Raw genomic sequence first — 23,245 nt, forward strand, 5'->3', positions numbered from 1 at the left:
TACTGTTACTGACGGGCAACACAGGTGCGGACCGGTGCGGACGATCATTGCTGACGATCACGCGATCATGCGGGAAGGTCTGAAGCAGCTTCTGTCGACCGTGGACGAACTCATTGTCAGCGGAGAAGCAGCGGACGCAGAGGCTGTTCACCGGCTGCTGAACGAAAGCCCCGCCGATCTTCTCATCCTCGATCTCGGCATGCCGGGTGTGAGCGGCTTTCAATTCATAGCTCACCTGAGAACCGCTTGGCCGGAGCTGCGGGTACTTGTCCTCACCGCCAATATCGAGCCGCGTTCCGTTCGGGCAGCCTTTTCCGCGGGCGCAAACGGCTATCTGACCAAGAGCGGCGATCCATCCGAGCTCATCGCTGCGATCGATGCCATCAGAAAAGGCCATGCCTATGTAGCGGAGGAGGTTCGCTTTGCGGTGGACCACCACGACGGCCCGAGCGAAATCCCGGAGCCCTCGGCCGCGATCATATCTCCGGTCACGCTGACGAGACGTGAGCGGCAAATCCTGGCGATGATCCCTCACGGCGTCACCAACCGCGACATCGCCAGCCGTCTCGGCATCAGCCTGCTCACCGCGAGAAAACATCGCGAGAATCTTATGCGGAAGCTCGACCTGCACAATGGTGCAGAACTGACCGCCTACGCGGTCCGTCTCGGCCTTCCGGCGGGCTAGAGCATGATCCGGAAAAGTGGGCGCCGGTTTTCAGAACTATTTCATGCTTAGATGAAGCGACATGGCCGGATGACGATCAGGAAAAGCCATCACGCTCCAGCGCAGTGAAAGTTGTGAGCGGAGCCGCCGCATTTGCCGGCGCGCGGAGAGTTTCGATGCAGGAAGACAAGATACGCGAGGCGCTCGTAGAGCTTCTGTATCGCAATGCCTATGGAGTAGTGGCTTCCAACGTCCTCATCTCCCTGGCGGCGGCATACGTGATGAGGAGCACCGTACCGCCGAGTTGGTTGGTCGGATGGCTTGGTGCGCTCTATCTGCTCACCACCATACGCGTCTTTGCGGCGCGCCGGTTCTTCAGCCGGAATCGAGAGCCAGCGTCCGTGTCGCGATGGGCGTGGCTCGCGGCCGGGTTTTCCTGCGTGTCGGGACTGCTGTGGGGAATGCTCGGCTGGGTTGGGTTCGTTCCCGAACAGCCCGCTCCTTTCTTATTCACCATTGTTGCCTTGACCGGTCTGGTCTGCGGCACGGTTCCGTCGCTCTCGGCCTTTCCGCCGGCTCTCGTCGGCTCGATCATCGCAACGGTGCTGCCGGTGATGGTGCGCTCCGTTGTCAGTGGAGGTGATAATTCCGGCGCATATCTCGCCCTGCTTACGGGGCTTGTGGCCATCAATCTCTATTATTGCCGCACGACGCACCGCATGCTGCGTGAGTCCATCAGGTTGCGCTTGGAAAATGTCGAGCTGGTTGGCCACCTCCAGGAAGAACGCGACCGCGCGCAAGCCGCCGATCATGCGAAAACGCGCTTCCTCGCGGCCGCCAGTCATGATCTGCGCCAGCCGATCCACGCCTTGAGTTTGCTGATCGCCACGCTCGCGACGCTGGGTCGCCGCGGCGCCGTCCAATCCGGCGATGCGCGCGATCTCGCCGGCAAGGCAAAGTCCATCGTCGGAAACCTCAGCGCCCTTCTGAACGGATTGCTCGACATCTCCCGGCTCGATGCCGGCGTCGTCACTGTTGCGAAGGAGACGGTGAATCTCTCCCAGCTGTTCAACCAGCTCAGCAACGAATTCGCCCCGGAGGCGAAGGATCGCGGCCTTGACTGGCGGGTCGTTGAAAGCCGCCTTCACGTGGACAGCGATCCCATGATGCTGAAGCGGGTCCTGGGCAATCTGCTGTCGAACGCCTTTCGATACACGGGATCCGGTGGCGTCCTGCTCGGTTGCCGCAGGCGCGGTGCTGCGGTGGAAATCCAGATTTGGGATACCGGCCCCGGCATCCCCGCAGATCAGCAAGCGATGATCTTCGAGGAATTCGTGCAGTTGCAGAACCCGGCGAGGGATCGCACGCAAGGCCTTGGCCTCGGCCTCGCCATCGTTCGCCGCACTTCCGCACTGCTGCACCATCCGCTGAAGCTGGCCTCCATCGTCGGCCGCGGTTCGATGTTTTCCGTGATGGTTCCGCAAGCCAGTGCCGTGGCGCCTCCCTCGCCCGATCAACGCGCGCCACCCGCAGACATCACCATCAGCATCATGGTCGTGGAAGACGAGGGGGATGTTCTCGATATCATGGTGCAGTTGCTCACGCTGCAGGGACATCGGGTCTATGCCGGCCGATCTGCCGCCGAGGTGCAGCGGATTCATGCACAGGCGATGGCGGCCGGCGATGCGCCCGTCGATCTGATCGTCGCCGACTACCGCCTCGGAGATGGCGCGACTGGCCAGGACGCAATCGAGGCTCTTTGCGCCTATATCGGCCGGTCCTTGCCTGCTGTTATCGTGACCGGCGATACCTCGCCGGCGCGGATCAAGGAAGCCACCGCCAGCGGTCATCGTATTCTTCACAAGCCGATCACCGGCGAGCAATTGCACGAAGCGATCATTGCAGCCTGTGTAGATCGCAAGCAATCAATCGATAGCGACTGCTAAAAGCATGTGCATCTGCCGCCAGATTGGCGATGATGCGGCTGCGGTTGAGATTGTGTCGCGGCGCTGGTCTCACACCGTGCCGCCACGTGCAGTAGGCTGGGCCTTTTCGACATCAACCTTCTGACCGGCACCGAAATACGACATCTGCCGTATCGCTCGCGAATCAACCCGGCGATATCTTTCTCCTCAATTGAACGCGTTTGCGCACCCGCCGATCTTGAATCCGGCAGGTGGGAGCACGGCTGCGCCATCAACAGAGCCTGTCAAGACGAGCAGCTTCGCTTCGAACGGTTACAGGAAGGTCATTTGGATATGGCAATTGCCGATAGCTGCCGCGCCCGGCGACCATCGTCGCCCCTCAAGGCGTGGACAATCGCTGTCCTCGCGGGCTTCGGCATTTTGCACGTCGTCGCAGGAGACATGCTGCATCACGCGCCGAGTGTTCGCCCCGCCGAAACGGCAACAATGGCGATCCACTACGACTAGATGGATTGGCTGTTGTCACGCGAGTGAGCAAGACGCCCTCACGTTGTTTTCCAGAAAGCAATGCCATGTCGGACATAGCGGTTTATTTGGTGCTAAGCGGGGCGGTTTTTGCAGGTGCATTCGTTTCCGGCCTTTCTGGATTTGCGTTCTCGGCGGTCGCCGGCGCCATCCTGCTGCACGTGTTTCCGCCCATGGAAGCCGTGCCTTTGATGATGGCCTGCAGCATCACCGTACAAGCGGCCAATCTGTATGCGCTACGCAAGAGCATGCAATGGAAAACCAGCCTGGTTTTCATCGCTGGTGGACTATTGGGCATTCCGATCGCGATCTATCTCCTGCAGAACGTGGATACAGGCGTTTTCAGACTTGGGTTTGGAACGCTCGTATCGCTTTACGCGGCATATGCCTTGGTGCGGCCGACGGCTGCCTACTTGCGTCAGATGGACAGCCGGAGCAGGAACGCGCTGGTCGGATTTGGTGGCGGGCTGGTCGGCGGCTTGACAGCGATGCCCGGGGCACTTCCTGCGATCTGGTGCGACATCCACGGTCTCCCGAAAAATCAGCAGCGCGGTCTGGTTCAGCCCTACATCGGCGTCATGCAACTTTTCGCCCTCGCTCTCATGCTTTCGCACCAAAGCCTCTCATTGAAGGTCTTGATCGACTTTGGCATTTCTCTGCCCGCCTTGGCTGCGGGAACGGCTGTAGGCATCGTGCTGTTCGGACGGGTCAACGAGGCAGCCTTCAAACGAATTATCCTGGGCTTGTTGCTGTTTTCGGGACTTTGCCTTGTGATCTAGGCGGGGCCCTCGTTATCCACCGCGCCGCCACCTGCGGCGGCGCAGGGCGTTTCGACATTGGCCTCCTGACCGACGACAAAATACGACATCTGCCGTATCGCCCAGCGACGCAGATAAAGATATGAAGCCTGGTCGTGGTGCGAATTTCGTCTCGGGCATTTGCGTGAATGGATAGTAGGTGAACCGCCGAAACGGTTTTCCGTAGCGCTCGAAATATTCTGGAAAAAGACTCGAGCGTAATGTTGGAACGTCATTGTGAAGCTTGGCATTGATGAAACTGGAGATGGAATATGAGCAATACGCAGGACACCAATTCGCAAGGGCAGGCGGAGCCCAGCGAGAGTCTCAAGGACGCTGTGCAGAACGAGATCGCCTCCACGCCGGCGAAGGATGCACTCGGCGACGGCTCGCTGGACGATGTGTCGGGCGGACTTTGGCCATACGTTATGAGCTCCACTACATACAATAAAACCATCTGACCACGACCGATGGTCCCGCGGGCGGGTGTCGCCGGCAAGATCTGCTTGAAAAAGCGCAACTATTCCTGCCAAATCCAGCGGAGCAGGGGTCCGCGCTGGCGGGGGGCTGTATGAAACGGGGGACGGAACGAATCTTTCGGGAAGCGGCGATCGAGCGGCTTTCGAATCCCGAGCAGCTTGATCATGTCGTCGGCGTGACGCGCCCGTTCGACTGGGTAGCCGCGGCGGCGCTGGCGCTCGGCCTTGTCGTGCTCATCGCCTGGAGCGTGCTGGGCCGCATTCCGACCCGCGTGTCCGGCGACGGCATCTTGCTCAGCAGCGGCGGTCGCCTGGTCGACGCGGTATCCGCGGTCAGCGGCAAGCTCGCCGCTCTCGAGATAGGCATCGGCGACACGGTCCGCCGCGATCAGGTGATCGCCCGCGTCGCTCAGACCGAGACCGAGCAGCGGCTGCAGCAGGCGAGGGACGTGCTGCGCGAGCGCGAGCGCGAGCATGCCGAGCTCGTCGGTGCGATCTCGCGCGAGATCGACGCCAAGCTTGCAAATTACACGGCTCAGGAAGCGGGCCTCGCCAACGTGATCGCCGCCGCCGAGAAGCGCTCGGTCTACCTCACGGACGAGGTGGCCAAGCTCGAGCCTGCCGCGGCGAGCGGAATCGTGACGCGCAAATATCTCGAGGACCGTCGCGTCGAGCTGAACAACGCGCGCGAGCGGATCACCGACGCCAGGAACGACATTCTCAAGCTCAATGCGCAGCGGCTGGATCTGCAGAGCCAGCGCGAGCGCGACCGCCTGCTGTCCGAGTTCAAGATCAACGATGCGAAGCGGACGGTCGAGCATCTTGGGGCCGAGCTGGAACGGGGATCGCGGATCCTCAGTCCCGCCGACGGCCGTGTCGTCGAGCTCAAGGTGTCCGGCGGCGCCGTGCTTGCCGTGGGCACGTCAGTCATCGAGATCGAGACCGCAGGGCAGGTCCTGGAGGCAACCGTCTACATGCCGGCGGACCGCGGCAAGACCATCAGGCCGGGCATGGAGGTTCGTATCGAGCCGAACACCATCAAGCGCGAGGAGTACGGTGCGATCGTCGGCAATGTGGTTGCGGTCTCGGATTTCCCCGTGACGCCGCAAGGCATGCTTGCGGACCTGCACAACGATGCGTTGGTCAAGCGCTTCTCGCAGGACGGCGCGCCCTATGCGGCGAAGGTCGCGCTGGCGCGCGATGCGTCGACCTTCAGCGGGTATCGCTGGACCTCGGGCAAGGGGCCACCGATCCCGCTCTCGAGCGGAACGCTGACCCGCGCCGAAGTCACGACGCGCGAGCAGCCGCCGATCGATCTGGTGATCCCGTTGATGAAGCGGCTGAGCGGAATCGGCGGTTAGGATCGCCAGCACATGACCGCATCGCGCCAAACCGACGCCCAGCCGCCGCTCCTCGATCGCCTCGGCAACTGGATCGGGCGTATCCCGCTGCCAGGGCGGCGGCGCTGGGTCACGCCCACGGTATTCCAGATGGAAGCGCTGGAATGCGGCGCCGCCTCGCTTGCGATGATCCTGGCCTATCACGGTCGGTGGGTGCCGCTGGAAAAGTTGCGCGAGGCTTGCGGCGTCTCCCGCGACGGCAGCAAGGCCAGTAACGTTCTGAAGGCCGCGAGAGCCTTCGGATTGACGGCTAAGGGCTTCAGGAAAGAGCCCGCAACACTCCACGAGTTGCCGATGCCGTCGATCATCCATTGGAACTTCAACCACTTCGTGGTGCTGGAGAGGCTGGATTCGAACTACGCCTATGTCAACGATCCCTCGACGGGACGCCGCAAGGTCGGTCACGACGAGTTCGACGCCGCCTTCACCGGCGTGGTGCTGGCGATGGAGCCGGGACCCGAATTCGAGCCGGGCGGGCGCGAGCCGGATTTTCTTCCGCTGCTGGTACGGCGGCTGGCGAATTCGTTGTGGGCGGTGCTGCTGCTGGTTGGGCTCAGCATGGCGCTCGTGGTGCCCACCATCCTGGTCCCGACATTCGCGAAGATCTTCGTCGATGACGTTCTGATCCGGCATGTCGAGGGCTGGTTCACGCCCTTGCTGATCGGCATGGCGATCACGGCCGCGGCGCGGGCGCTGATCACGGCGTTTCAACAGTCGCTGCTGCTGCGCATCCAGACCAAGCTGACGGTGACGATGGTCAGCCAGTTGCTGTGGCACGTCCTGACCCTGCCGATGGAGTTCTTCACCCAGCGTCATTCGGGCGATCTCGCCAACCGCATCGCCGCCAGCGAGCAGATCGCCCAGCTGCTTTCCAACGGCGTGGCTGCCAATGCGCTGAACCTGATCTCGATCGTCTTCATCGCCGTCACGATGGCGTTCTACGACACGCCGTTGGCCACGATCAGCATCGCCATGGCGCTGCTCAACGTCGTCGTCCTCAGGCTGGTCGCCCGCCAGCGCGAGGATCTCAACCGCAAGCTGGTCATCGAGCGCGCCAAGCTGAACGGCAGCACCATCGAGATCATCCGTACCATCGAAACGATCAAGGCCGGCGGCCTGGAAGACGATGCCTTCGCGCGCTGGGCTGGGTTTCAGGCCAAGGTGCTGAACGCCGAGCGCGAGCTCGGCGTCCACGCCACCTTCCTCGACGTCTGCCCGATCTTCCTGACCGGATTGACCACCGCGATCGTGCTCGGTTTCGGCGGCTTGCGCATCGTCGACGGCGCGCTGACCATCGGCGGCCTCGTTGCCCTGCAGGCGCTGCTCGCGAGCCTGGTCGAGCCGGTCAACGCGCTTGTGCAGCAGGCCTCGGCCTTCCTGGCGATCAAGGGCAATCTGTTCCGGATCGAGGATGTCTTCAACTATCCCGCGCGTCCGCTGGTGCCGATCGAGCGCGCGCCTGCGCGCATGCCCGCGAAATTGTCGGGACGGGTCGAGCTGAAGGACGTCTCGTTCGGCTATTCCGCGCTCGAGCCGCCGTTGATCGAGGATTTCTCGCTGCTCGTCGAGCCCGGCCGCCGGGTGGCGCTGGTTGGCGGATCGGGCAGCGGCAAATCCACCATCGGCCGGCTGATCAGCGGCCTCTACCGGCCGTGGTCCGGCGACATTCGCATCGACGGCTGGTCGCTGGCCGAGATCCCTCAGGAGATCTTCACCAACTCCGTCGCCTATGTCGATCAGGAGATCCTGCTGTTCGAAGGCACGGCCCGCGACAACCTCACGCTCTGGGACGACACCGTGGCCGAGGCGGGCGTGTCCCGGGCGCTCAAGGATGCGCTGGTCCACGAGGGGGTGGCGGTCCGCGCCGGCAATTACGATTGCCACGTCGCCGAGGATGGCAGGAATTTCAGCGGCGGCCAGCGGCAGCGGCTCGAGATCGCACGCGCGCTGGCCGGCAATCCCTCCGTGGTGATCCTCGACGAGGCGACCTCGGCGCTGGACCCGATCGTCGAGAAGGCGATCGACGACAATCTCCGGCGCCGGGGAAGCACCTGCATCTTCGTCGCGCACCGGCTCAGCACGATCCGCGACTGTGACGAGATCCTGGTGATGAGCAACGGACGCGTGGTGCAGCGGGGCACGCATCAGGAGCTGCTCGCCGAGGGCGGTGAATATGTCCAGCTGGTGTCGGGCGAATGAGCAGCGCCTACCAGCCGCCGTCGCTCGAAACCGTGCCTCGCCACCGGATCACGGCGTCCACGCCAGTGGCGCTCGAGAGCCACCGGCCGTTGCCGGTCGACGACGTCGATCTCGTCCTGCATGTCGTGCGCGGCTATGTCGACCTGTTCGCCGTCAGGCAGGGCGCAAACGGCGAGCCGAGCCGGCGGCACCATCTGTTCCGGATCGAGCAGGGCGGCGTGGTTTTCGGCCTGCCCGCGATCAGCGATCCGAGCGGGGCACCAGCGGCGGTGGTGGCGGTCGGCGGTCTCGACACCGAGATCGTGATCGACCACCGTGGCCGTTTCGGCGATCGCAACGCCATCGACGCCTGGGCCGCGCGCGTGTCGGACATCATCGCGACGTCTCCTCCGGGCGCGGTCGTGCAGCAGGCGGCGATCGGCTCGCGCCATGCCCTGGCATCCGGCAACGTTCTGCGGCTCGCCGGCCGGCATGTCGGCTGGATCGAAATCGTGCATGGCACCTTCGGCGTGATGGAGATGCCGGAGTCCTATGGCGCGCGAGAATGTCCCATTCCGATGCCGCCGGGAACGTGGATCGTCGCCCGCGAGGAGGCGACGCTGGAGGTTCGGGAGAGCGCGGCGTTTCCGTTCGACGAGATCTGGGCCGCGCTCGATCGATTTCACGCAGGCGTCATGACGAGCCTGTGTCGCAAGCTCGACGAGGAGGCTCGTGCCGAGGCCGAGCGCCTGCGCCTGCGATCGGATCTCAGCCGGCTGCGGACCACCGGCATCGTCAGCCGCCTCGCCGGCATCATCGCTGCCGGACCGGGATCGTTGCAGGCCGGTGCGGTCGGCGCGAGCGGTCTGCTCACCGCCTGCCGCGAGGTCGCGGACGTCATGGGCATTTCGCTGAAGGCTCCGCCCGGCATGCTGACCGGCCGCGACGATCTCGCCGACGCCATGCGGATCGCGCGGGCCTCGCAGGTGCGCGCACGACGCCTGTTGCTGCGGGCCGACTGGTGGACCAACAGCTCCGGCCCGTTCGTCGCATGCCTCGGCGAAGAGCGGCGGGCGGTCGCTGTATTGCCGGCGGCGGGCGGCCGCCACATCATCGTCGATCCCGCGACCGGAGCGCGCCGCGAGCTGACGCGCGCGATCGCCGCCGAACTCGCCCCCGAGGCGATGATGTTCTATCGCCCGCTGCCGTCGCGCGCCCTGGGGATCCGCGATCTCCTGACGTTCGTCGCCGCGACCGTCCGGGCCGATGTCCTGCGGATCACGCTTGCCGCCCTCTGCCTCGGCCTGCTCGCATTGGCGAGCCCGCTGGTCGTCAAGCTGCTGATCGATTCCGTGCTCCCGCGCGCCGAGGCTGACCAGGTCCTGATCTGCACCATCGCACTCATTGTCGTCACGCTGGTGTCAGGCGGGTTTCAGTTGATGCAGGGCATCGCCATGCTCCGGCTGGAGAGCCGGCTGGACTTTGCCTTGCAGTCGGCGATCGTCGACCGCCTGTTGCGGATGCCGGCCGCCTTCTTCCGTGACTTCTCCGTCGGCGATCTCGCGGACCGGGCGCTCGGCATCGAAGCCGTACGCAGCATCGTCACCGGCCGGGCGGTTCGCGGCTTTCTGGCGCTGATCTCCTGCGCCTTCAGCTTCGCCGTGATGCTGTACCTCGATCTCAGGCTGGGCATGGTCGCCGCTGTCCTCGCAGGGCTGCGCGTTGCCATGGTGGTGGCGATCAACCTCGCCCGGCTGCCGAAGGAGCGCGCCAGCCTTTATCTGCAGGGGCGGCTGGAGGGACTGGTCCTGCAGTTTCTCACCGGCGTCGGGAAACTGCGGATCGCCAATGCGACCATGCACGCGCTCGCGATCTGGGTCGAACGCTTCTGCGAGCAGAAGCGTAATTTCATCGCCTCGCAGCGGCTGGGAAACCTCCAGAAGAGCCTCGAGGCGGCGTTTCCCGCGCTGGCGACGCTGCTCATCTTTGCCCTCGCCGAGAACGTGTCGAGCCTCAGGCTGCAGCATGATCTCGGCACGTTCCTGGCGTTTTACGCGGCGTTCGGCCTCGCGCTCGCTGCGATCGGCGAGTGGGCGGCGGCGATCGGGGAGCTGCTGGTCGCAATCCCCCGGATCGAGCGGTTGACGCCGATCATCGCGGCGGCGACCGAGATCGGCGACGACCGCAAGTCGGTCGGGGAGATCAGCGGCGCGATCGAGTTTGCCAACGTCTCGTTCCGCTACGGCGACAGCGGACCGCTGATCCTCGACGATATCAGCCTCAGCGTGCGCAAGGGCGAATATCTCGCCATTGTCGGCCCCTCGGGCAGCGGGAAGTCGACGCTGTTCCGGCTGCTGCTCGGATTCGAGAAGCCGGCGTCCGGCGTCATCTTCGTCGACGGCAAGTCGCTCGAGACCATCGACCTTGGACTGCTGCGCCGCGATGTCGGCGTCGTCCTGCAGAACTCCAGGCTCGCCTCTGGCAGCATCTATGACAACATCTGCGGCGCGGCCCAGTTGTCGATCGACCAGGCCTGGGAGATCGCGCGGCTGGCGGGACTCGACCGCGACCTCGAGGCCATGCCCATGGGCATGCAGACCCTGGTTGCGGAGGGCGTCAGCACGCTGTCGGGCGGCCAGCGCCAGCGATTGCTGATCGCGCGGGCGCTCGCGCATCGGCCGCGGCTCCTGCTGATGGACGAGGCCACCAGCGCGCTCGACAACCAGTCCCAGGCCATCGTCAGCGATTCGATATCGCGGCTCAATCTGACCCGCATCGTCATCGCGCACCGGCTCAGCACGGTTCAGTCGGCGGACCGCATCGTCGTGCTCGACGGCGGCAGGATCGCGCAGACCGGCACCTTTGCCGAGCTGATGGCGCAGCCGGGCCTGTTTGCGGATTTCGCGGAACGTCAACTGGTCTAGGGGGCACCGATCATGCGCAAGGTCCTTTTCATCTTCGGCGTGCTGAACGATTCCGACATCGACTGGATGGCCCGCGCCGGCGCCCGCCGGAGCATCAGGCAACAGGAGGTGCTGATCCAGGAAGGCGTGGCAACCGATGCGATCGTCCTGGTGCTGCAGGGGCGCATGGCCGTCAGCGTCGCCGGGGCCGGCGAGATCGCCCAGGTCGGTGCGGGCGACTTCGTCGGCGAGATGTCGCTGGTTGATTCAGCGCTACCGTCCGCGACCGTGGCGGCAAAGGTCGAGTCGGTCGCACTGTTCCTGGACAAGCAGATGCTGCTGCGCAAGCTCGCGGCCGACAACGCCTTCGCCAGCCGCTTTTATCGCGCGCTCGCCATCCTGCTGTCGGACCGCCTGCGTGCCACCGAGCGCCGGATGGCCTACGGTGAGCAGGACAGCGGTCTCGGTGACGAGACGACGCGTTTGAAGGACGAGCTTGATCCTGCGGTGCTCGACCAGGTGTCGATCGCGGGCGAGAGATTTGACCGTCTGCTCAAGCTTGTCGAGCACGTCGCGATGAAAGACGCCAGATCCTGAGGTCGAAGGCTGGGCGTTTTCGAGATTTCCCCCTTGCCGACGACGAAATACGACATCTGCCGTATCGCCCGCAAATGAATGCAGCGGTACCTTTCACGCTCAAGCGCATGAGCCAAAGAGTAACGTCGAGAAACCATTTTCCCACTACCCGCATGCATCTTATAGTTTAGTTCATATAAACTGAAAGCGTAGATCGTTTAGTGGCGGACGGTGTTCATGAACTCTTCGGCCGTATTGATCCCAACTGATTTTCAGGCGCCAGACGAGACGTCCGAGAGGATGATGCAGCTGTTTGAATTGGCCGGCCTGCAGCCTCCGGCGGCCGATGACGTCACCCCGTTCAGCGATATCAAGCGTTTCGAGGAACGCTGGCATGCGGACCCGAAGTTCAGGTCCGCCTATGCCCAGAACCCGGACTGCGTTGGCGCGACATTCGGTTTGCGAGTCGATCCCGAGGTCGTGCGCCCGATATGGGACCCGGAGTATTCCGGCCGCGATGAATCTGCTTCTCTGCAAGTTTGGGTCCGGTACCGCGACTTCCAAAGGCGAGGATCGAAACATCTCCTGGATGCATGCGCTGCGGGCCAGCCGGCCGATCCGCGCTTTGTCCGCTGGCGTCAACGCCAGATTTATCGGGCGAACCTGGAGATCGGCGTGTCACTTACGCCCAACCCGCACATTCCGGCGAGCTTCGAACTGTCGCGCGGTTGCTCTGTCGGATGCTGGTTCTGCTCGTTGTCGCCGCCAAAGCTCGACGATGTATTCCAGTACACGCCTGAGCACGCCCGGCTTTGGCGCGAAATCCTCGAGGTTATCGGCGTGTTGGCCGGCCCAGCGGCCCGGCGGACCATCTGCTATAGCGGTACGGAGCCTTTCGACAACCCACATTACGAACGCTTCGTCGCCGATTTCGTCTCTGCCTTTGGTGACGTGCCATTCACAAGCACGGCGATTCCAACGCGAGATGTCGAGCGCACCAGGCGCCTGCTCGCGATCTCACCGGCCTATCGGGTGCGCTTTTCGGTCCTGAGCGTTGGCGCACTTGCGAAGATTCACGCCGCCTTCTCGCCGGAGGAGACACTTCCTGTTCTGTTCGGCCTGCGCAACGAGGGAGCAACGGACGCTCGATACGTGAATTTTGCGGGCCGGGCCCGTGACAACGTGGCCAGGTATCGCAAGTATCAGCCCGGCCCGCCCGTGATCAGCACGCCGTCCTGCGAGTCTGGCTTCAAGTTCAACCTGACGGAGCGCACCATCAGGCTGGTCAGCCCATGCGCGCCCGATCATCGCTGGCCGATGGGATACCGTGTTTACGACGAGGCAAGCTTCGAGACGGGCGGCGATGTGGCGCGGATCGTCGAAGATATGATGTCTCGCCACATGACGAGGACAGCAAGCGATTTGCCCGTTCTGCGCTTTCCGAGCCATCTGCGATGCGAATCGATCAGTACGGGATTTGCTCTGATCGGACGGCGTTTGCGACAACGTTTCGAAGATACATCCGACATGCCCTCAATGGCACGGCTTGGAGAATTGATTGCTTCGGGAAGGCACAACGCAAGCGCCATTGTAACCCTTCTCGATCGGGAGTGCGGCGTCACGCGAGAGACGGCTACGGCTACGCTGGAAGAACTATTCCATCTTGGTGTGCTGGAGGAGGACCCGCGAGAACCAGACAGGCTTTTGTCAAATTGAACCGGAAGCCACGGAGAAGATCATGAAAATCGACCAATGGACCAAATTTCTAATGAGCGTTGCCGGTGATGCATCCGCGGAAGCCATCATTCGCAGTGGCGACACCAGGCAGATCATCGGCCTCGCGAAAATGAAGGGGTTCGAATTCACCGAGATGGATATCGACGACGTTCGCGGTGGGGATGTGTCCGGGGGGCTCACCGACGAGACTCTTGAAGAGATTACGGGTGCGATGCTGGTCAATGGCGGAAAATTGATGGTGCGATAGTTGGACCAGGGGTTCAGAGCGGAGGTCTCGGGCGATTGCGCTTTAGTGCGTGGAGAGCGACCAGAGACGGGGCTACGAAACCATTTTTGGTACCTGTCGAAATGTTCCAGAAATGAGCTGAGCGTACGGTTTCAACCTAGGGTCTAGCCGATCAGCATTTGCGAAGGTGGAGATTGAATGTGACAGGCGGGCAGGACACCAATTCGAACGCGCAAGCCGAACCGGGCGAGGGCCTCAAGGACAGCGCGCAGAACCAGGCGTCCCAAATCTCGGCGACTTCTGACGCACTCGGCGACAGCTCGCTGGAGGATGTGTCAGGCGGCACTTGGCCGTTCAGCAGCACTGCGACTGCCGCCAATAGCGTCTACGGCAAGGGGGGCTGACCTGGAAAGCACCTGAATCCAACGGCGGCTTGAAGTAACAGCGGCTAGCAATCAACATTGATGAAAGTGGATTGAACATGACCAGCAAGCAGGATGCGCATTCGAAGGTGGGGGCAGAAGCTCGCGACAGCCTTGGGGACAACGATCAGAGCAAGCCGTCCCGGATTTCGTCACAAAAGGATTCTCTCAGCGACGGCTCGCTGGACGAGGTGTCCGGCGGCCGCGTGCCGCCGCGCAACGACGGCGGCTGAGAAGCGTTCGCGTAAAATTGCATGGAGTTGTCTGGAAACGGAGATTGAACATGACGAGCAAGCAGGACGCGACCGCCAAACAGGACGCCGTACCCGGCGAGAGCCTCACGGACGCCGTGCAGAACACCATCTCTTCGACGCCGGAGAAGGATGCCGTCGCCGATGGCGCGCTGGACGACGTGTCGGGCGGCCTTTGGCCGGCCGTCATGACCGGCAGCACATACAACAAGACGATCTAATCTTGGGACCTGGCCGCAGCGCAGCTAAGCCCTATGATTGTGCGACGATGCTCATTTTCGGGACGGGCTACGCCGAAAAATGCGCGCATCGCGCGACAGCTCAGCAGTTCGTTGTGTGAGTACGGGTTGGCCGCCCATCAACAAATGGCGGCGCACACGTGACCTGAGTTTCAGGACGTTCCACGCCGCTATGCGACATCGGCGCGCCCGTCACTCAGGCCGGCCTTGCGTAAGCCGTCGAGGAAATGGTCGCGGTCGACGGGGTCTCGATACCTGGCGGCGCGCGTCCGGGCGAGTTCGAGCGTGTTGACCGGCAGCGCTTCACCGCGCTCACTCAATTCCAGACCTCGCTCACGAATGAAGGCACGCACCTCGACGTCCGCCTCACTCGGTCGATCGGTTTGCGCGTAGCACGCTGCAAGGAGCGCGTGGGACCAGCGATCACTCGATCGCGCCTCCCTGAGCACCTTGATCGCCTGTTCGTAGTCGCGCGCCGAATAGAGCGCCAGCGCGTGATACCAGTGGTAGATATTGGGTGGAAACGGGTTGAGGCGTTTGGCCGATCTGATCCATGCGAGCGCATCCCGCCAATGTCCCCAATAGACCAGGATGTTGGCAAAGGCGGCGGCGACGTCGGCATCGTTCGGGTTCAGCGCCAGAGCCCGCTTGAAATGAGTTTCGGCCTCCTGGTCACGGTTTTGCAGGAAAAGAAGCTGGGCGAAGACGCCGTGCGACCAGGCATCGTTCTCATCGAGATCGAGCGCGATCTCGATCTCGTGACGCGCATCATCCAGCGAAGGCGCGGCGGGTGATTCCAGGAACGCGGCGCAGACGATCGTCCAGGCGATATTGGCGTGAGCCCGGGCATAGGCTGGATCGAGCCCGACGGCTCTTGTGAAGCAACCTCTCGCATCGTCCATGCTCGTCACGGTCAACTGACGCCAGCGCTCGTTCCCCAACAGGACGAGATCATAGGCCGTGATGTTCGAGGTCTGTTTGCCCCTTGCGATCTCGCGGCCTGCGTCCTCGACGCGGCCGGGCAGCGCCGAGACGATCCTGCCGACGATTTCGTCCTGGATGGCGAAGATGTCTTCGAGCTCGCGGTCGTAGCGCTCCGTCCAAAGGGAGAAGCCGCTCGCGGCGTCCAGAAGCTGGACGGTCACCCGCACCCGTTTCTCGATCCGGCGTGCGCTCCCTTCCACCACATAGCGTACGCCGAGTTGGCGGCCGACCTCCCTGATGTCGGACGACCGTGCGCGGTAGACGAAGCTGGAATGGCGGGCCACGACGAACAGCGAGCGGAAACGCGACAATTCCGTAATGACGTCTTCCGTGACTCCGTCGGAAAAGTAATCCTGTGCCGGATCGCCGCTCAGGTTCGAGAACGGCAGCACGGCGATCGACGGTTTGTCGGAGGGAGCAGACGGGAGCAGCGTTTGCCGGCTGCCATCGAACAGGGCCGCTGCCGGCGGGCCGACATAGCGGTAACCGCGGCGCGGCAGGGTCTCGATCCAGCCACTGCCGCCTTCGAAGTCTGCGAACGTCCGGCGCAGCGCCGCGATCTGTACGGTCAGATTGCTTTCCTCGACAGCAAGCCCCGGCCAGGCCGCCTCCATCAGCGCGTCCTTGGCAACCGGTTTTCCAGCCTGCTCCAGCAGCAGCCGAAGCAGTGAGACCGCTCGCCCGCCGAGAGCCAGCGGTTCGGCGTCGCGAAACAGCGTGCCGGCGTCTGTCTCGAGACGAAAGGGACCAAACTCGTAGATCGTCGCCATGGCCTAGAGACACCATTTTTGGCGAAATTTGCAACTTTTTCCGGTTCGATTCAGGAAACGACCCGGCGCTCCGTGAGATGATCGCAGTGCATCAGCGGCGAGGAGCAAATCGGATGGAGCAGCCGGACAGCGATCTGATGGGCCAATCGCACGCCGAACCCTGGTCCGCCCTACAGCTGCGGCTCAAAGGCAAGGTGGTCCTCAAGGGGGACGCCGGCTACGACGAGGCGCGCAAGGTCTGGAATGGCGCCATCGACAAGAAGCCGGCCGTGATCGCCTACTGCGCGGATGCGCAGGATGTGGTTGAGGCCGTGACGTTCGCGAGATCCCACCGTTTCCCGGTGGCCGTTCGTAGCGGAGGCCACAATGTCGCTGGTCTCTCGGTCTGTGATGGCGGCATGGTCATCGACCTGTCGCGGATGAAACGCATCGACGTCGATCCGGTCCGTCGCACCGCGCGCGCAGAGGCAGGCCTCGATCTCGGCGAGTTCGATCGTGCCACGCAGGCGCACGGTCTGGCGACCACCATGGGGGTCAACAGCGACACCGGCATCGCCGGGCTCACGCTCGGCGGCGGCTTCGGCAAGCTCGGGCGAAAATACGGGCTGACCTGCGACAACCTGATCGCAGCTGAAGTGGTGACAGCCGAAGGGAAGATCTTGAGGGCCAGCGCGACCGAACATTCCGACCTGTTCTGGGGCCTCCGAGGCGGCGGCGGCAATTTCGGCATCGTGACTGCGTTCGAATACCGACTGCATTCCATCGGCACGTCATTGCTCGTCGCGTCGGCGCTTCATCCTTACGATCAGGCGCGCGAGGCCATGCGATTCTACGATGAATTCGCCAGAAACGCTGCCGACGAGGTCAACGTCGATGCGGCCCTCGTCACGCTGCCGTCGGGCGAGCGTTTCTTCAGTATCGCCGGTTGCCATGTCGGCTCGCTTCTTGACGGCGAGCAAGCCCTTTCACCGATCATCAAGTTCGGCTCGCCCGTCGAGACGCGCCTCGCAACTGTGCCCTATCTCGAGATCCAGTCGGGCGGCGATGCCCTGTTTCCGCGGGGACGTCGGTATTATTGGAAGGCGCAGTTCCTGCGCGAGATCGGTGCGGGCGCAGTCGATGCGCTGCTCGACGCCTATGCGAGAGCGCCCAATACCTCCTCGCTGTTGGTCTTCCAGCACGTCGGCGGCGCAATCGCGCGGGTTCCGGCATCCGACTCGCCTTACGCAAACCGCGATGCAGCGTTCGACTGCTTTCCGGTCGCGATCTGGGACGATCCGGCCGACGACGATGCGAACATGCGCTGGGCGCGCGAGCTGTGGAGCGCCGTCAGGCCCTATTCGACCGGCGGCGTCTACGCCAACAATCTCGGCGATGAGGGCGAGGATCGCGTCCGCGACGCCTATGGCGAGAATTATGCGCGCTTGGCCGCGCTCAAAGCCAAATACGACCCGACCAATTTCTTCCGCTTGAACCAGAATATCCCGCCGACGACATAATTGATGGCATCGGAGCGACCCCAAATGCGAAGCCGCTGGACCATTCTTGCTGCTCTGTTCGTCGCTCGTGCCACCATCGCCTTTCAGTTCCAGAGCGTCGCCGCCGTCGCGCCACAGCTTAGCCAAAGCCTGAGCGCGAGCCTGGCCGATATCGGCGTTCTGATCGGGCTCTATTTTGCGCCGGGCACCGCGCTTGCCCTGCCTGGCGGCGCGATCGGCCGCCGCTATGGCGACAAGGTGACGGTCCTCGCCGGGCTCCTGATGATGCTGGCCGGTGAACTGCTGATGACCACGTCGACGTCATGGAGCGTGCAGATCGCGGGCCGGCTGACCGCCGGCATCGGCGGTGTTCTCCTGAACGTTCTGATGACCAAGATGGTTGCGGACTGGTTTGCCGGCCGGGAAATCGCCACCGCGATGGCCATTTTCATCAACTCCTGGCCGGCCGGCATCGCGCTCTCTCTGATGCTTCTGCCAGCAATCGGCACAGAGCTCGGGCTCCATGCCGTCAATCTTGCCGTCGCAGGGCTGATCCTGATCGGGCTTGGCGTCATCGCCTTGGTCTATCGCGCGCCTGATACGGCCGTCGCGGCGGACGGCGAGCGCGGCAGCCTGACCGCCGACACGATCTGCGCCGTGATTGCCGCTGGCTTGATCTGGTGCCTCTACAATATCGGCTTTGCGATGATCTTCAGTTTCGGTCCGTCGATGCTTGTCGAGCAGGGCTGGTCCGGTGCCGCGGCCGGATCGACCGTCAGTATCGTGCTCTGGCTCGCCGCCCTCTCGGTTCCGCTCGGCGGCTTCCTCGCCGATCGGACCAGGCGCGGCGAGGCCATCCTCGTGACGGGCTGCATTGCCTTCGCCGTCCTGACGCTGCTTCTGTCGCGAAGCGGCATGGTGCTTCCCATCATCGTTGCGCTTGGAATCCTCTGCGGCCTGCCTGCCGGGCCGATCATGAGCCTGCCCGCGCGCGTGCTCGACCAGACAATGCGGCCGATTGGAATGGGACTATTCTACACGGTCTTCTACGCCGGCATGCTGGCCGGACCGGCCATCGGAGGCAAGCTCTCGACGTCGTTCGGCTCTGCGAGCGCCGCGCTCGACTTCGGCGCCGCAGCGCTCCTGGCTTGTCCCGTTGTCCTGTGGCTCTTCCGCCGTATCGTTGCCGGCCGCTATCGGCCGGCCCGGAGCGTTCGAGCTCCCACTTAGAGCGAGCTGCCGCCGCAGATGACGAGCTGCTGGCCGGTGATGGCGGCCGCTTCCGTCGAGAGAGCAGGAAGGCGACGGCGCTGGCGACTTCCTCCGGGCGAATGAAGCGACCGATCGGCGGCAGTCTCGGCGTGACATTGGCGCGCGAGGGATCCTTCAGCATCGGCGTCTCGGTTGCGGCAGGGGCGACGACGTTGACCGTGATGCCGCGAGGCGCGAGCTCGAGCGCCCAGGACCGCGCCAGCGCCACCAGCGCCGCCTTGGTCGCGGCATATTGCCCGCGGCCCGCGGCGCCCGACGCGGTGCGGCTGCCGATGAAGACGATGCGTCCGCCGTCCGGCAGGCGCGGCGCCAGTGCGTCGGCGAGGCGCGCGGCGACGTCGACATGCAGCCGCCACATCGCCGCGCCGTCGTCATGGTCGAGCGATCCGAGCGCACCCACCTTGAGCAGCCCCGCGGCATGAACCAGCGCGGTCGGCGCGATGCCTGCCAAGGCGTCGGCAATGCCGTCGACATCGTCGAGGTCGAGCGACAGATGATCGAACGCCGGATGGTCGAACGTCGCAAGGCGGCGGCTGATCCCGGTGACCCGCCAGCCGTCGCGCAGCAGCTGCTCGACGATCGCGGCACCAATCCCCGAGCTTGCGCCCGTCACCAGCGCGTGAGGCCTCTCGTCCATGGCCTCAGCCCCGTGCGGCGCGCGTCACCCATGGCTCGGTCACGCGGACATATTTGATGGCGCGGCGATGGAAGGTGAAGGCCATGTGGATCGCGCCGTCGGCGGTCTGTTTGACGGACGGGTACGACAGCTCGCGATTGGTCTGGTCGCGCGAATTGTTGGTCATGCAATAGCCGTCGCCGGTCTCGACATCGCGCCTGGTCCAGCTCCGTCCGCCATCGGCGGAGACCGCCAGCGTCATCGGCGCCCGCGGCGCGCCCCAGAACGCGGTGCGGCCGTCTGCCTTGCTGCCGTCGCCGGCGAGCACCGGCGGCAGATCATCCTCGATCTCGTCGTACAGCGAAAGGCGGCGCCCGGTCGCGTCCCTGGCGCTGGAATCGTTGAAGACGAGCGCGAGATGGCCGTTGCCGAGCCGCGTGAGCTGGATCGAGGAATTGTTGTTGGGAAGCACGGTCGGCGTTGGCGCCGACCAGGTGCGGTCGTGATCGGAGGACCTGCTCTGGTAGATGTTGTCCGCCCAGCGGCTGCGGAACAGCGCCAGCAGCGAGCCGTCGTCGAGCCGCGCGATGCTCATATGCACGCAGCCGCGGCTGCCGGGCACGTCGACATCGCGCCAGGTCTTGCCGGCATCCGACGAGATCTTCACCGCGCTGGTGTCCTCGTCGCCGTTCCACTTCCGGCCCGGCGTGCTGTGACAGTAGAACACGGGCAGCAGCCAGTCGCCATTGTCGAGCACCACGATCGGCTGGCGGATGAAGGTGCCGCGGCCGCGCTGCTCGGGAAACAGCGTCTCGATCGGGCCCCATGTCTTGCCATTGTCGCGGGAGATGCGGCGGCGGATCAGGGCGGTGTCCTGGTTGCCGGCAAGCTGCGCCGTCCACATCAGCCACAGCGCGCCGTCGGGGGCGGGAAACAGCACCGGGTTCTGCTCCGAACGTCCCGCATCGTCCGACAGCTTTTCGGCCCGAGACCATTGCGTGGCGCCGCGGGGCAGGCGCGAAAAATAGACCGAGATGTCCGACATGCCCTCCTGCGTGCCGCCGAACCAGACGCAGGCGAGATCGCCGCTCGCGAGCGGCATCAGATTGGCGGCGTGGTTCTGCACGCAAGGGGAGGGAATGAAGGCGTCGAACCGGTCGGGATCGCCCGCGGCCTGGCGAACGATGCCGTCGGCGGCGATCTCGATGTCGGAGCTCACGATCTCGGTCGCGACGGTCATGTCGAAGTCCTTTCCACGAATGCATTGGGTTGCGCCGCCTGCGGCGCCTGGTTAGCGGCAGGAGCGCGACCCAGCACCATGCGCTCGATCGCCATCGCCACCAGCGGCGTTGCGGCCGCGACGTACATGTTGTCGATGCCGAAGGGGTTGCCGAGCATGTACCAGACCGTGGTCGAAACCGCCGCGCCGATCAGGCCGGCGGTGGCGCCGCGGTTGCTGGCAAACAGCGGCAGGTAGAAGCCCATCATCGCCACGATGGTGATCGACAGCCGCAGAGCGCGCGTGAAGAACGACAGTTTCAGGATCTCCGGAATGAAGAACACGAACACCAGCGGCACGATGCCGATCACCACCGAGAACACCCGCGTCATCTTCAATTCGCGCTCCGGCGTCGGCTTCCAATAGGGGACGTAGAAGTCGCGCACCACCAGCGATGCGATCGCGAGCGCGACGGTGCAGACGCTGACGAAGATCGAGGCGACCAGCGAGGTCGTCACGAAGGCGGAGGCGAGCGGCGGCATCTTCTCCAGAAACACCGGAAGCGCGTAGAGGCTGTTCATGTCGGGGTAGAGATATTTCGCGGCGACCCCGATCAGGGCGAGCAGGAAGCCCAGCGGCAGGCAGAACGCCGCCGCATAGAACGTTGCCTTGCGGGCGTCGTCCGCGCTCGGGGTCGAGGAGATCGCCTGCACGATGAACTGCGTCGAGAAGATCGCGCCGACCGTGCCGAAGGTCCAGGCGAAGATGGTTGTGAAGCCGATCTTGCCGTCCCAGGTGAAGTAATAGGCCGGCAGCTTGGCCTGGATCGGCGCGATGCCACCGGTCAGCGACATCGCGACCGCGAAGATGATGAGGATGCCGACGACCTTGAAGGCGCTGTGCAGGATCGTCACCCAGGCGACGCCCTTCAATCCGCCGAACACGTAGTAGAAGGTCGAGACCACCGCGATGATGCACATCGCGACCGGCAGGCTGACATGCAGCGCTGTCGCGATCGCGGCCGCGCCGCTGACGTAATTGCCGACATTTACCAGCAGCAGCGCGTAGATCATGATCACGGACACCGTGAGCATGGTCGACTTGCCGTACTTCTGCGCGATCGCGGCGGAGATGGTGTATTCGCCGGAATTGTAGAGCTTCTTCACCATCAACAGGCCGAACAGCAGAAAGCCGATCGAGGCGCCGAGCACGGCCCACCCCGCCGCCATGCCGGACTGGAACGCTTCCTGCGCCGTGCCGACGGTCGACTTGGCGCCGACGAACTCGGACATCATCAGCACGCCGACGACCACGGCCGGCATGGCGCGGGCGGCGGTCATGAACTGGTCGCTGGTCCGGCTGCGCAGCTTGAGCGTGAGCCAGGATGTGAATGCGATGTAGACGACGATCATCGCGACGATGAGCGTGCTGTCGCCATTGAGGATGGCTTGCATCGGTGACGTTTCCTCGGGTGACGCGGATGCGGTGTTGTGAGCCCGCCTTGCGCAGATTTGCGTTGTTCGGAATGCGAACAATTGTTCTATAAGCTCATTAGACCTGCGCGGACGCGATGCGTCAAGCGCACGGGCTGGGCATGGCGGCGGATGCGCCCCATTGGGAGTGCATTGCCGCAGCATGTTCAAAGGGTTGCAGAGAGCAGACCAGGGACTTGCCGGAACCGGGAATGCGCCGCCAGTCGAACGGCTCAGGAGTGCGTCGGGCTTCGGATTGCCGCGCCGGCATCGATCGTCCGCGATTGCAGACGACGGTCGGCGGGACGCGCGACCAGAAGATAAAGACCCAGGGCGAGGAGCGACGAGGCGGTCGCCGACAGCTTCTGCGCCGGATGTCACTCGAACAGCGGCGTGCTGTCGGGTGGCGGCGACGTCGGCAGGGACCTCCCGCTTCCCATCGGCTCCTTCGTGCCCGCGAACCTGACCCCTGCAGGAGCGTTGAAGCATTGGTCCGACGGCCAGATCTTTCGCGCCATTCGCAATGGCGTCGACGCGCGCAGGCGATGGCTCGCGATCATGTCCTTCACCAATGCCGGCCGGCTCAGTGACGAGGACACCCATGCCGTGATCGCCTATATCCGCAGCCTGCCCGCGAGCGGCGTGCAGACGCCGGAGCCTCCGGATCGCTTCAGCCTGCTGGGTCTGGCAATGCTCGGCGCCGGACTGCTGCCGGATGCCAAGCCGGTGTTCACCGGTGTGATCATCGCGCCGCCGAAGGGCCGACGGCCCGTTACGGCAGGTACCTGCTGTCCTATCAGGATTGCCGTGAATGTCACGGCAAGGATCTCGCGGGCGGCGTGCCCGGACAATTGCCGCCGCTCGGGCCCGACCTCGGTGTCGTCAGGGAGTGGAGCCAGGCGCAGTTCATCGCCACCATGCGCACGGGTGTCGATCCGAACGGACACCGGCTCAGCGAGCAAATGCCGTGGCGGCCGATCGGGCGGATGGACGACGACGAGCTCGCTGCGATCTATCAGTATCTCGTGGGTCTGACCCGCTCCTGACGCATCCCGGCGAATGATCGGTGCGGCCGGTCTCGCCCGGCTGCACGTTCGCGACGTATGTGCACG

General features: G+C 64.0%; 19 protein-coding genes and 2 pseudogenes. 17 read left to right on the forward strand and 4 right to left on the reverse strand.

Annotated features, from left to right (window positions below):
- Nucleotides 1-34: 34 nt before the first annotated feature.
- The 13 genes from IQ16_RS32105 (at nt 35) to IQ16_RS32160 (ending at nt 14,304) form a co-directional block, all read left to right on the forward strand.
- Nucleotides 35-685, forward strand: a complete 651-nt coding sequence (locus IQ16_RS32105) for a response regulator (RefSeq protein WP_026312337.1) — start codon at nt 35-37, stop codon at nt 683-685.
- Nucleotides 686-840: 155 nt separating this feature from the next.
- On the forward strand, nt 841-2,610 hold the full coding sequence (locus IQ16_RS32110; RefSeq protein WP_035667120.1) for a hybrid sensor histidine kinase/response regulator: 1,770 nt from the start codon (nt 841-843) through the stop codon (nt 2,608-2,610).
- Nucleotides 2,611-3,161: 551 nt separating this feature from the next.
- A complete protein-coding gene (locus IQ16_RS32115; protein ID WP_018645186.1) occupies nt 3,162-3,893 on the forward strand; it encodes a sulfite exporter TauE/SafE family protein in 732 nt (243 codons plus the stop codon).
- 290 nt (nt 3,894-4,183) lie between these two features.
- Nucleotides 4,184-4,372: a hypothetical protein gene (locus IQ16_RS32120; RefSeq protein WP_018645185.1), complete on the forward strand. Its 189-nt coding sequence runs from the start codon at nt 4,184-4,186 to the stop codon at nt 4,370-4,372.
- A gap of 110 nt (nt 4,373-4,482) precedes the next feature.
- On the forward strand, nt 4,483-5,751 hold the full coding sequence (locus tag IQ16_RS32125; protein ID WP_018645184.1) for an NHLP bacteriocin system secretion protein: 1,269 nt from the start codon (nt 4,483-4,485) through the stop codon (nt 5,749-5,751).
- 12 nt (nt 5,752-5,763) lie between these two features.
- Entirely contained in the window at nt 5,764-7,989 is a 2,226-nt protein-coding gene (locus tag IQ16_RS32130; protein ID WP_018645183.1) for an NHLP family bacteriocin export ABC transporter peptidase/permease/ATPase subunit, read from the forward strand.
- Nucleotides 7,986-10,892 (forward strand): NHLP bacteriocin export ABC transporter permease/ATPase subunit, encoded by a 2,907-nt coding sequence (locus IQ16_RS32135; RefSeq protein WP_018645182.1) that lies wholly within the window; start codon nt 7,986-7,988, stop codon nt 10,890-10,892. Before IQ16_RS32130 ends, IQ16_RS32135 begins: the two co-directional genes overlap by 4 nt.
- A 12-nt stretch (nt 10,893-10,904) precedes the next feature.
- Complete coding sequence (locus tag IQ16_RS32140) at nt 10,905-11,468, forward strand: cyclic nucleotide-binding domain-containing protein (RefSeq protein WP_018645181.1); 564 nt, start codon at nt 10,905-10,907, stop codon at nt 11,466-11,468.
- A 216-nt stretch (nt 11,469-11,684) separates the two neighbouring features.
- On the forward strand, nt 11,685-13,163 hold the full coding sequence (locus tag IQ16_RS32145) for a radical SAM family RiPP maturation amino acid epimerase (RefSeq protein ID WP_018645180.1): 1,479 nt from the start codon (nt 11,685-11,687) through the stop codon (nt 13,161-13,163).
- Between the two features lie 22 nt (nt 13,164-13,185).
- Nucleotides 13,186-13,431, forward strand: coding sequence for a hypothetical protein (locus tag IQ16_RS32150; RefSeq protein ID WP_018645179.1), 246 nt, complete (start codon nt 13,186-13,188; stop codon nt 13,429-13,431).
- Between the two features lie 179 nt (nt 13,432-13,610).
- Nucleotides 13,611-13,814 (forward strand): hypothetical protein, encoded by a 204-nt coding sequence (locus IQ16_RS32155; protein ID WP_035667118.1) that lies wholly within the window; start codon nt 13,611-13,613, stop codon nt 13,812-13,814.
- A 77-nt stretch (nt 13,815-13,891) separates the two neighbouring features.
- Nucleotides 13,892-14,065 (forward strand): hypothetical protein, encoded by a 174-nt coding sequence (locus IQ16_RS45935; protein WP_018645177.1) that lies wholly within the window; start codon nt 13,892-13,894, stop codon nt 14,063-14,065.
- Nucleotides 14,066-14,115: 50 nt separating this feature from the next.
- The gene (locus tag IQ16_RS32160) at nt 14,116-14,304 is read left to right on the forward strand and encodes a hypothetical protein (RefSeq protein WP_018645176.1); all 189 of its coding nucleotides are present in this window, start codon (nt 14,116-14,118) and stop codon (nt 14,302-14,304) included.
- A gap of 188 nt (nt 14,305-14,492) precedes the next feature.
- Here the strand turns inward: IQ16_RS32160 and IQ16_RS32165 are convergent, their stop codons facing one another.
- Nucleotides 14,493-16,076: a winged helix-turn-helix domain-containing tetratricopeptide repeat protein gene (locus IQ16_RS32165; RefSeq protein ID WP_018645175.1), complete on the reverse strand. Its 1,584-nt coding sequence runs from the start codon at nt 16,074-16,076 to the stop codon at nt 14,493-14,495.
- Between the two features lie 113 nt (nt 16,077-16,189).
- On the opposite strand from IQ16_RS32165, the gene IQ16_RS32170 reads away from it, so the two are divergent.
- Nucleotides 16,190-17,575, forward strand: coding sequence for an FAD-binding oxidoreductase (locus IQ16_RS32170; protein ID WP_018645174.1), 1,386 nt, complete (start codon nt 16,190-16,192; stop codon nt 17,573-17,575).
- A gap of 24 nt (nt 17,576-17,599) precedes the next feature.
- Nucleotides 17,600-18,784, forward strand: a complete 1,185-nt coding sequence (locus tag IQ16_RS32175; RefSeq protein ID WP_026312333.1) for an MFS transporter — start codon at nt 17,600-17,602, stop codon at nt 18,782-18,784.
- Here the strand turns inward: IQ16_RS32175 and IQ16_RS32180 are convergent.
- From IQ16_RS32180 to IQ16_RS32190, 3 genes and pseudogenes are all read right to left on the reverse strand, one after another.
- Nucleotides 18,781-19,463: pseudogene (locus IQ16_RS32180) on the reverse strand (SDR family NAD(P)-dependent oxidoreductase). The gene IQ16_RS32175 and the pseudogene IQ16_RS32180 overlap by 4 nt on opposite strands.
- A 4-nt stretch (nt 19,464-19,467) precedes the next feature.
- On the reverse strand, nt 19,468-20,682 hold the full coding sequence (locus IQ16_RS32185; RefSeq protein ID WP_208751651.1) for a sialidase family protein: 1,215 nt from the start codon (nt 20,680-20,682) through the stop codon (nt 19,468-19,470).
- A complete protein-coding gene (locus IQ16_RS32190) occupies nt 20,679-22,115 on the reverse strand; it encodes a sodium:solute symporter family protein (protein WP_018645172.1) in 1,437 nt (478 codons plus the stop codon). Before IQ16_RS32190 ends, IQ16_RS32185 begins: the two co-directional genes overlap by 4 nt.
- A gap of 396 nt (nt 22,116-22,511) precedes the next feature.
- On the opposite strand from IQ16_RS32190, the pseudogene IQ16_RS47540 reads away from it, so the two are divergent.
- Nucleotides 22,512-22,703: pseudogene (locus IQ16_RS47540) on the forward strand (c-type cytochrome); the annotation flags it as partial.
- Between the two features lie 269 nt (nt 22,704-22,972).
- A complete protein-coding gene (locus IQ16_RS46725) occupies nt 22,973-23,179 on the forward strand; it encodes a hypothetical protein (RefSeq protein WP_244635946.1) in 207 nt (68 codons plus the stop codon).
- The last annotated feature ends 66 nt before the right edge of the window (nt 23,180-23,245 follow it).

The organism is Bradyrhizobium huanghuaihaiense (assembly GCF_007830635.1).
Classification (GTDB): Bacteria; Pseudomonadota; Alphaproteobacteria; order Rhizobiales; family Xanthobacteraceae; genus Bradyrhizobium; species Bradyrhizobium huanghuaihaiense.

Coding starts and splice junctions, on each gene's coding strand:
- IQ16_RS32125 (WP_018645184.1), top strand. CDS start 4,483: ATGAAACGGGGGACGGAACGAATCTTTCGGGAAGCGGCGATCGAGCGG.
- IQ16_RS32145 (WP_018645180.1), top strand. CDS start 11,685: ATGAACTCTTCGGCCGTATTGATCCCAACTGATTTTCAGGCGCCAGAC.
- IQ16_RS32190 (WP_018645172.1), bottom strand. CDS start 22,115: ATGCAAGCCATCCTCAATGGCGACAGCACGCTCATCGTCGCGATGATC.
- IQ16_RS32175 (WP_026312333.1), top strand. CDS start 17,600: ATGCGAAGCCGCTGGACCATTCTTGCTGCTCTGTTCGTCGCTCGTGCC.
- IQ16_RS32165 (WP_018645175.1), bottom strand. CDS start 16,076: ATGGCGACGATCTACGAGTTTGGTCCCTTTCGTCTCGAGACAGACGCC.
- IQ16_RS32185 (WP_208751651.1), bottom strand. CDS start 20,682: ATGACCGTCGCGACCGAGATCGTGAGCTCCGACATCGAGATCGCCGCC.
- IQ16_RS32120 (WP_018645185.1), top strand. CDS start 4,184: ATGAGCAATACGCAGGACACCAATTCGCAAGGGCAGGCGGAGCCCAGC.
- IQ16_RS32130 (WP_018645183.1), top strand. CDS start 5,764: ATGACCGCATCGCGCCAAACCGACGCCCAGCCGCCGCTCCTCGATCGC.
- IQ16_RS32160 (WP_018645176.1), top strand. CDS start 14,116: ATGACGAGCAAGCAGGACGCGACCGCCAAACAGGACGCCGTACCCGGC.
- IQ16_RS32135 (WP_018645182.1), top strand. CDS start 7,986: ATGAGCAGCGCCTACCAGCCGCCGTCGCTCGAAACCGTGCCTCGCCAC.
- IQ16_RS32170 (WP_018645174.1), top strand. CDS start 16,190: ATGGAGCAGCCGGACAGCGATCTGATGGGCCAATCGCACGCCGAACCC.
- IQ16_RS32115 (WP_018645186.1), top strand. CDS start 3,162: ATGTCGGACATAGCGGTTTATTTGGTGCTAAGCGGGGCGGTTTTTGCA.
- IQ16_RS32150 (WP_018645179.1), top strand. CDS start 13,186: ATGAAAATCGACCAATGGACCAAATTTCTAATGAGCGTTGCCGGTGAT.
- IQ16_RS32140 (WP_018645181.1), top strand. CDS start 10,905: ATGCGCAAGGTCCTTTTCATCTTCGGCGTGCTGAACGATTCCGACATC.
- IQ16_RS32110 (WP_035667120.1), top strand. CDS start 841: ATGCAGGAAGACAAGATACGCGAGGCGCTCGTAGAGCTTCTGTATCGC.
- IQ16_RS45935 (WP_018645177.1), top strand. CDS start 13,892: ATGACCAGCAAGCAGGATGCGCATTCGAAGGTGGGGGCAGAAGCTCGC.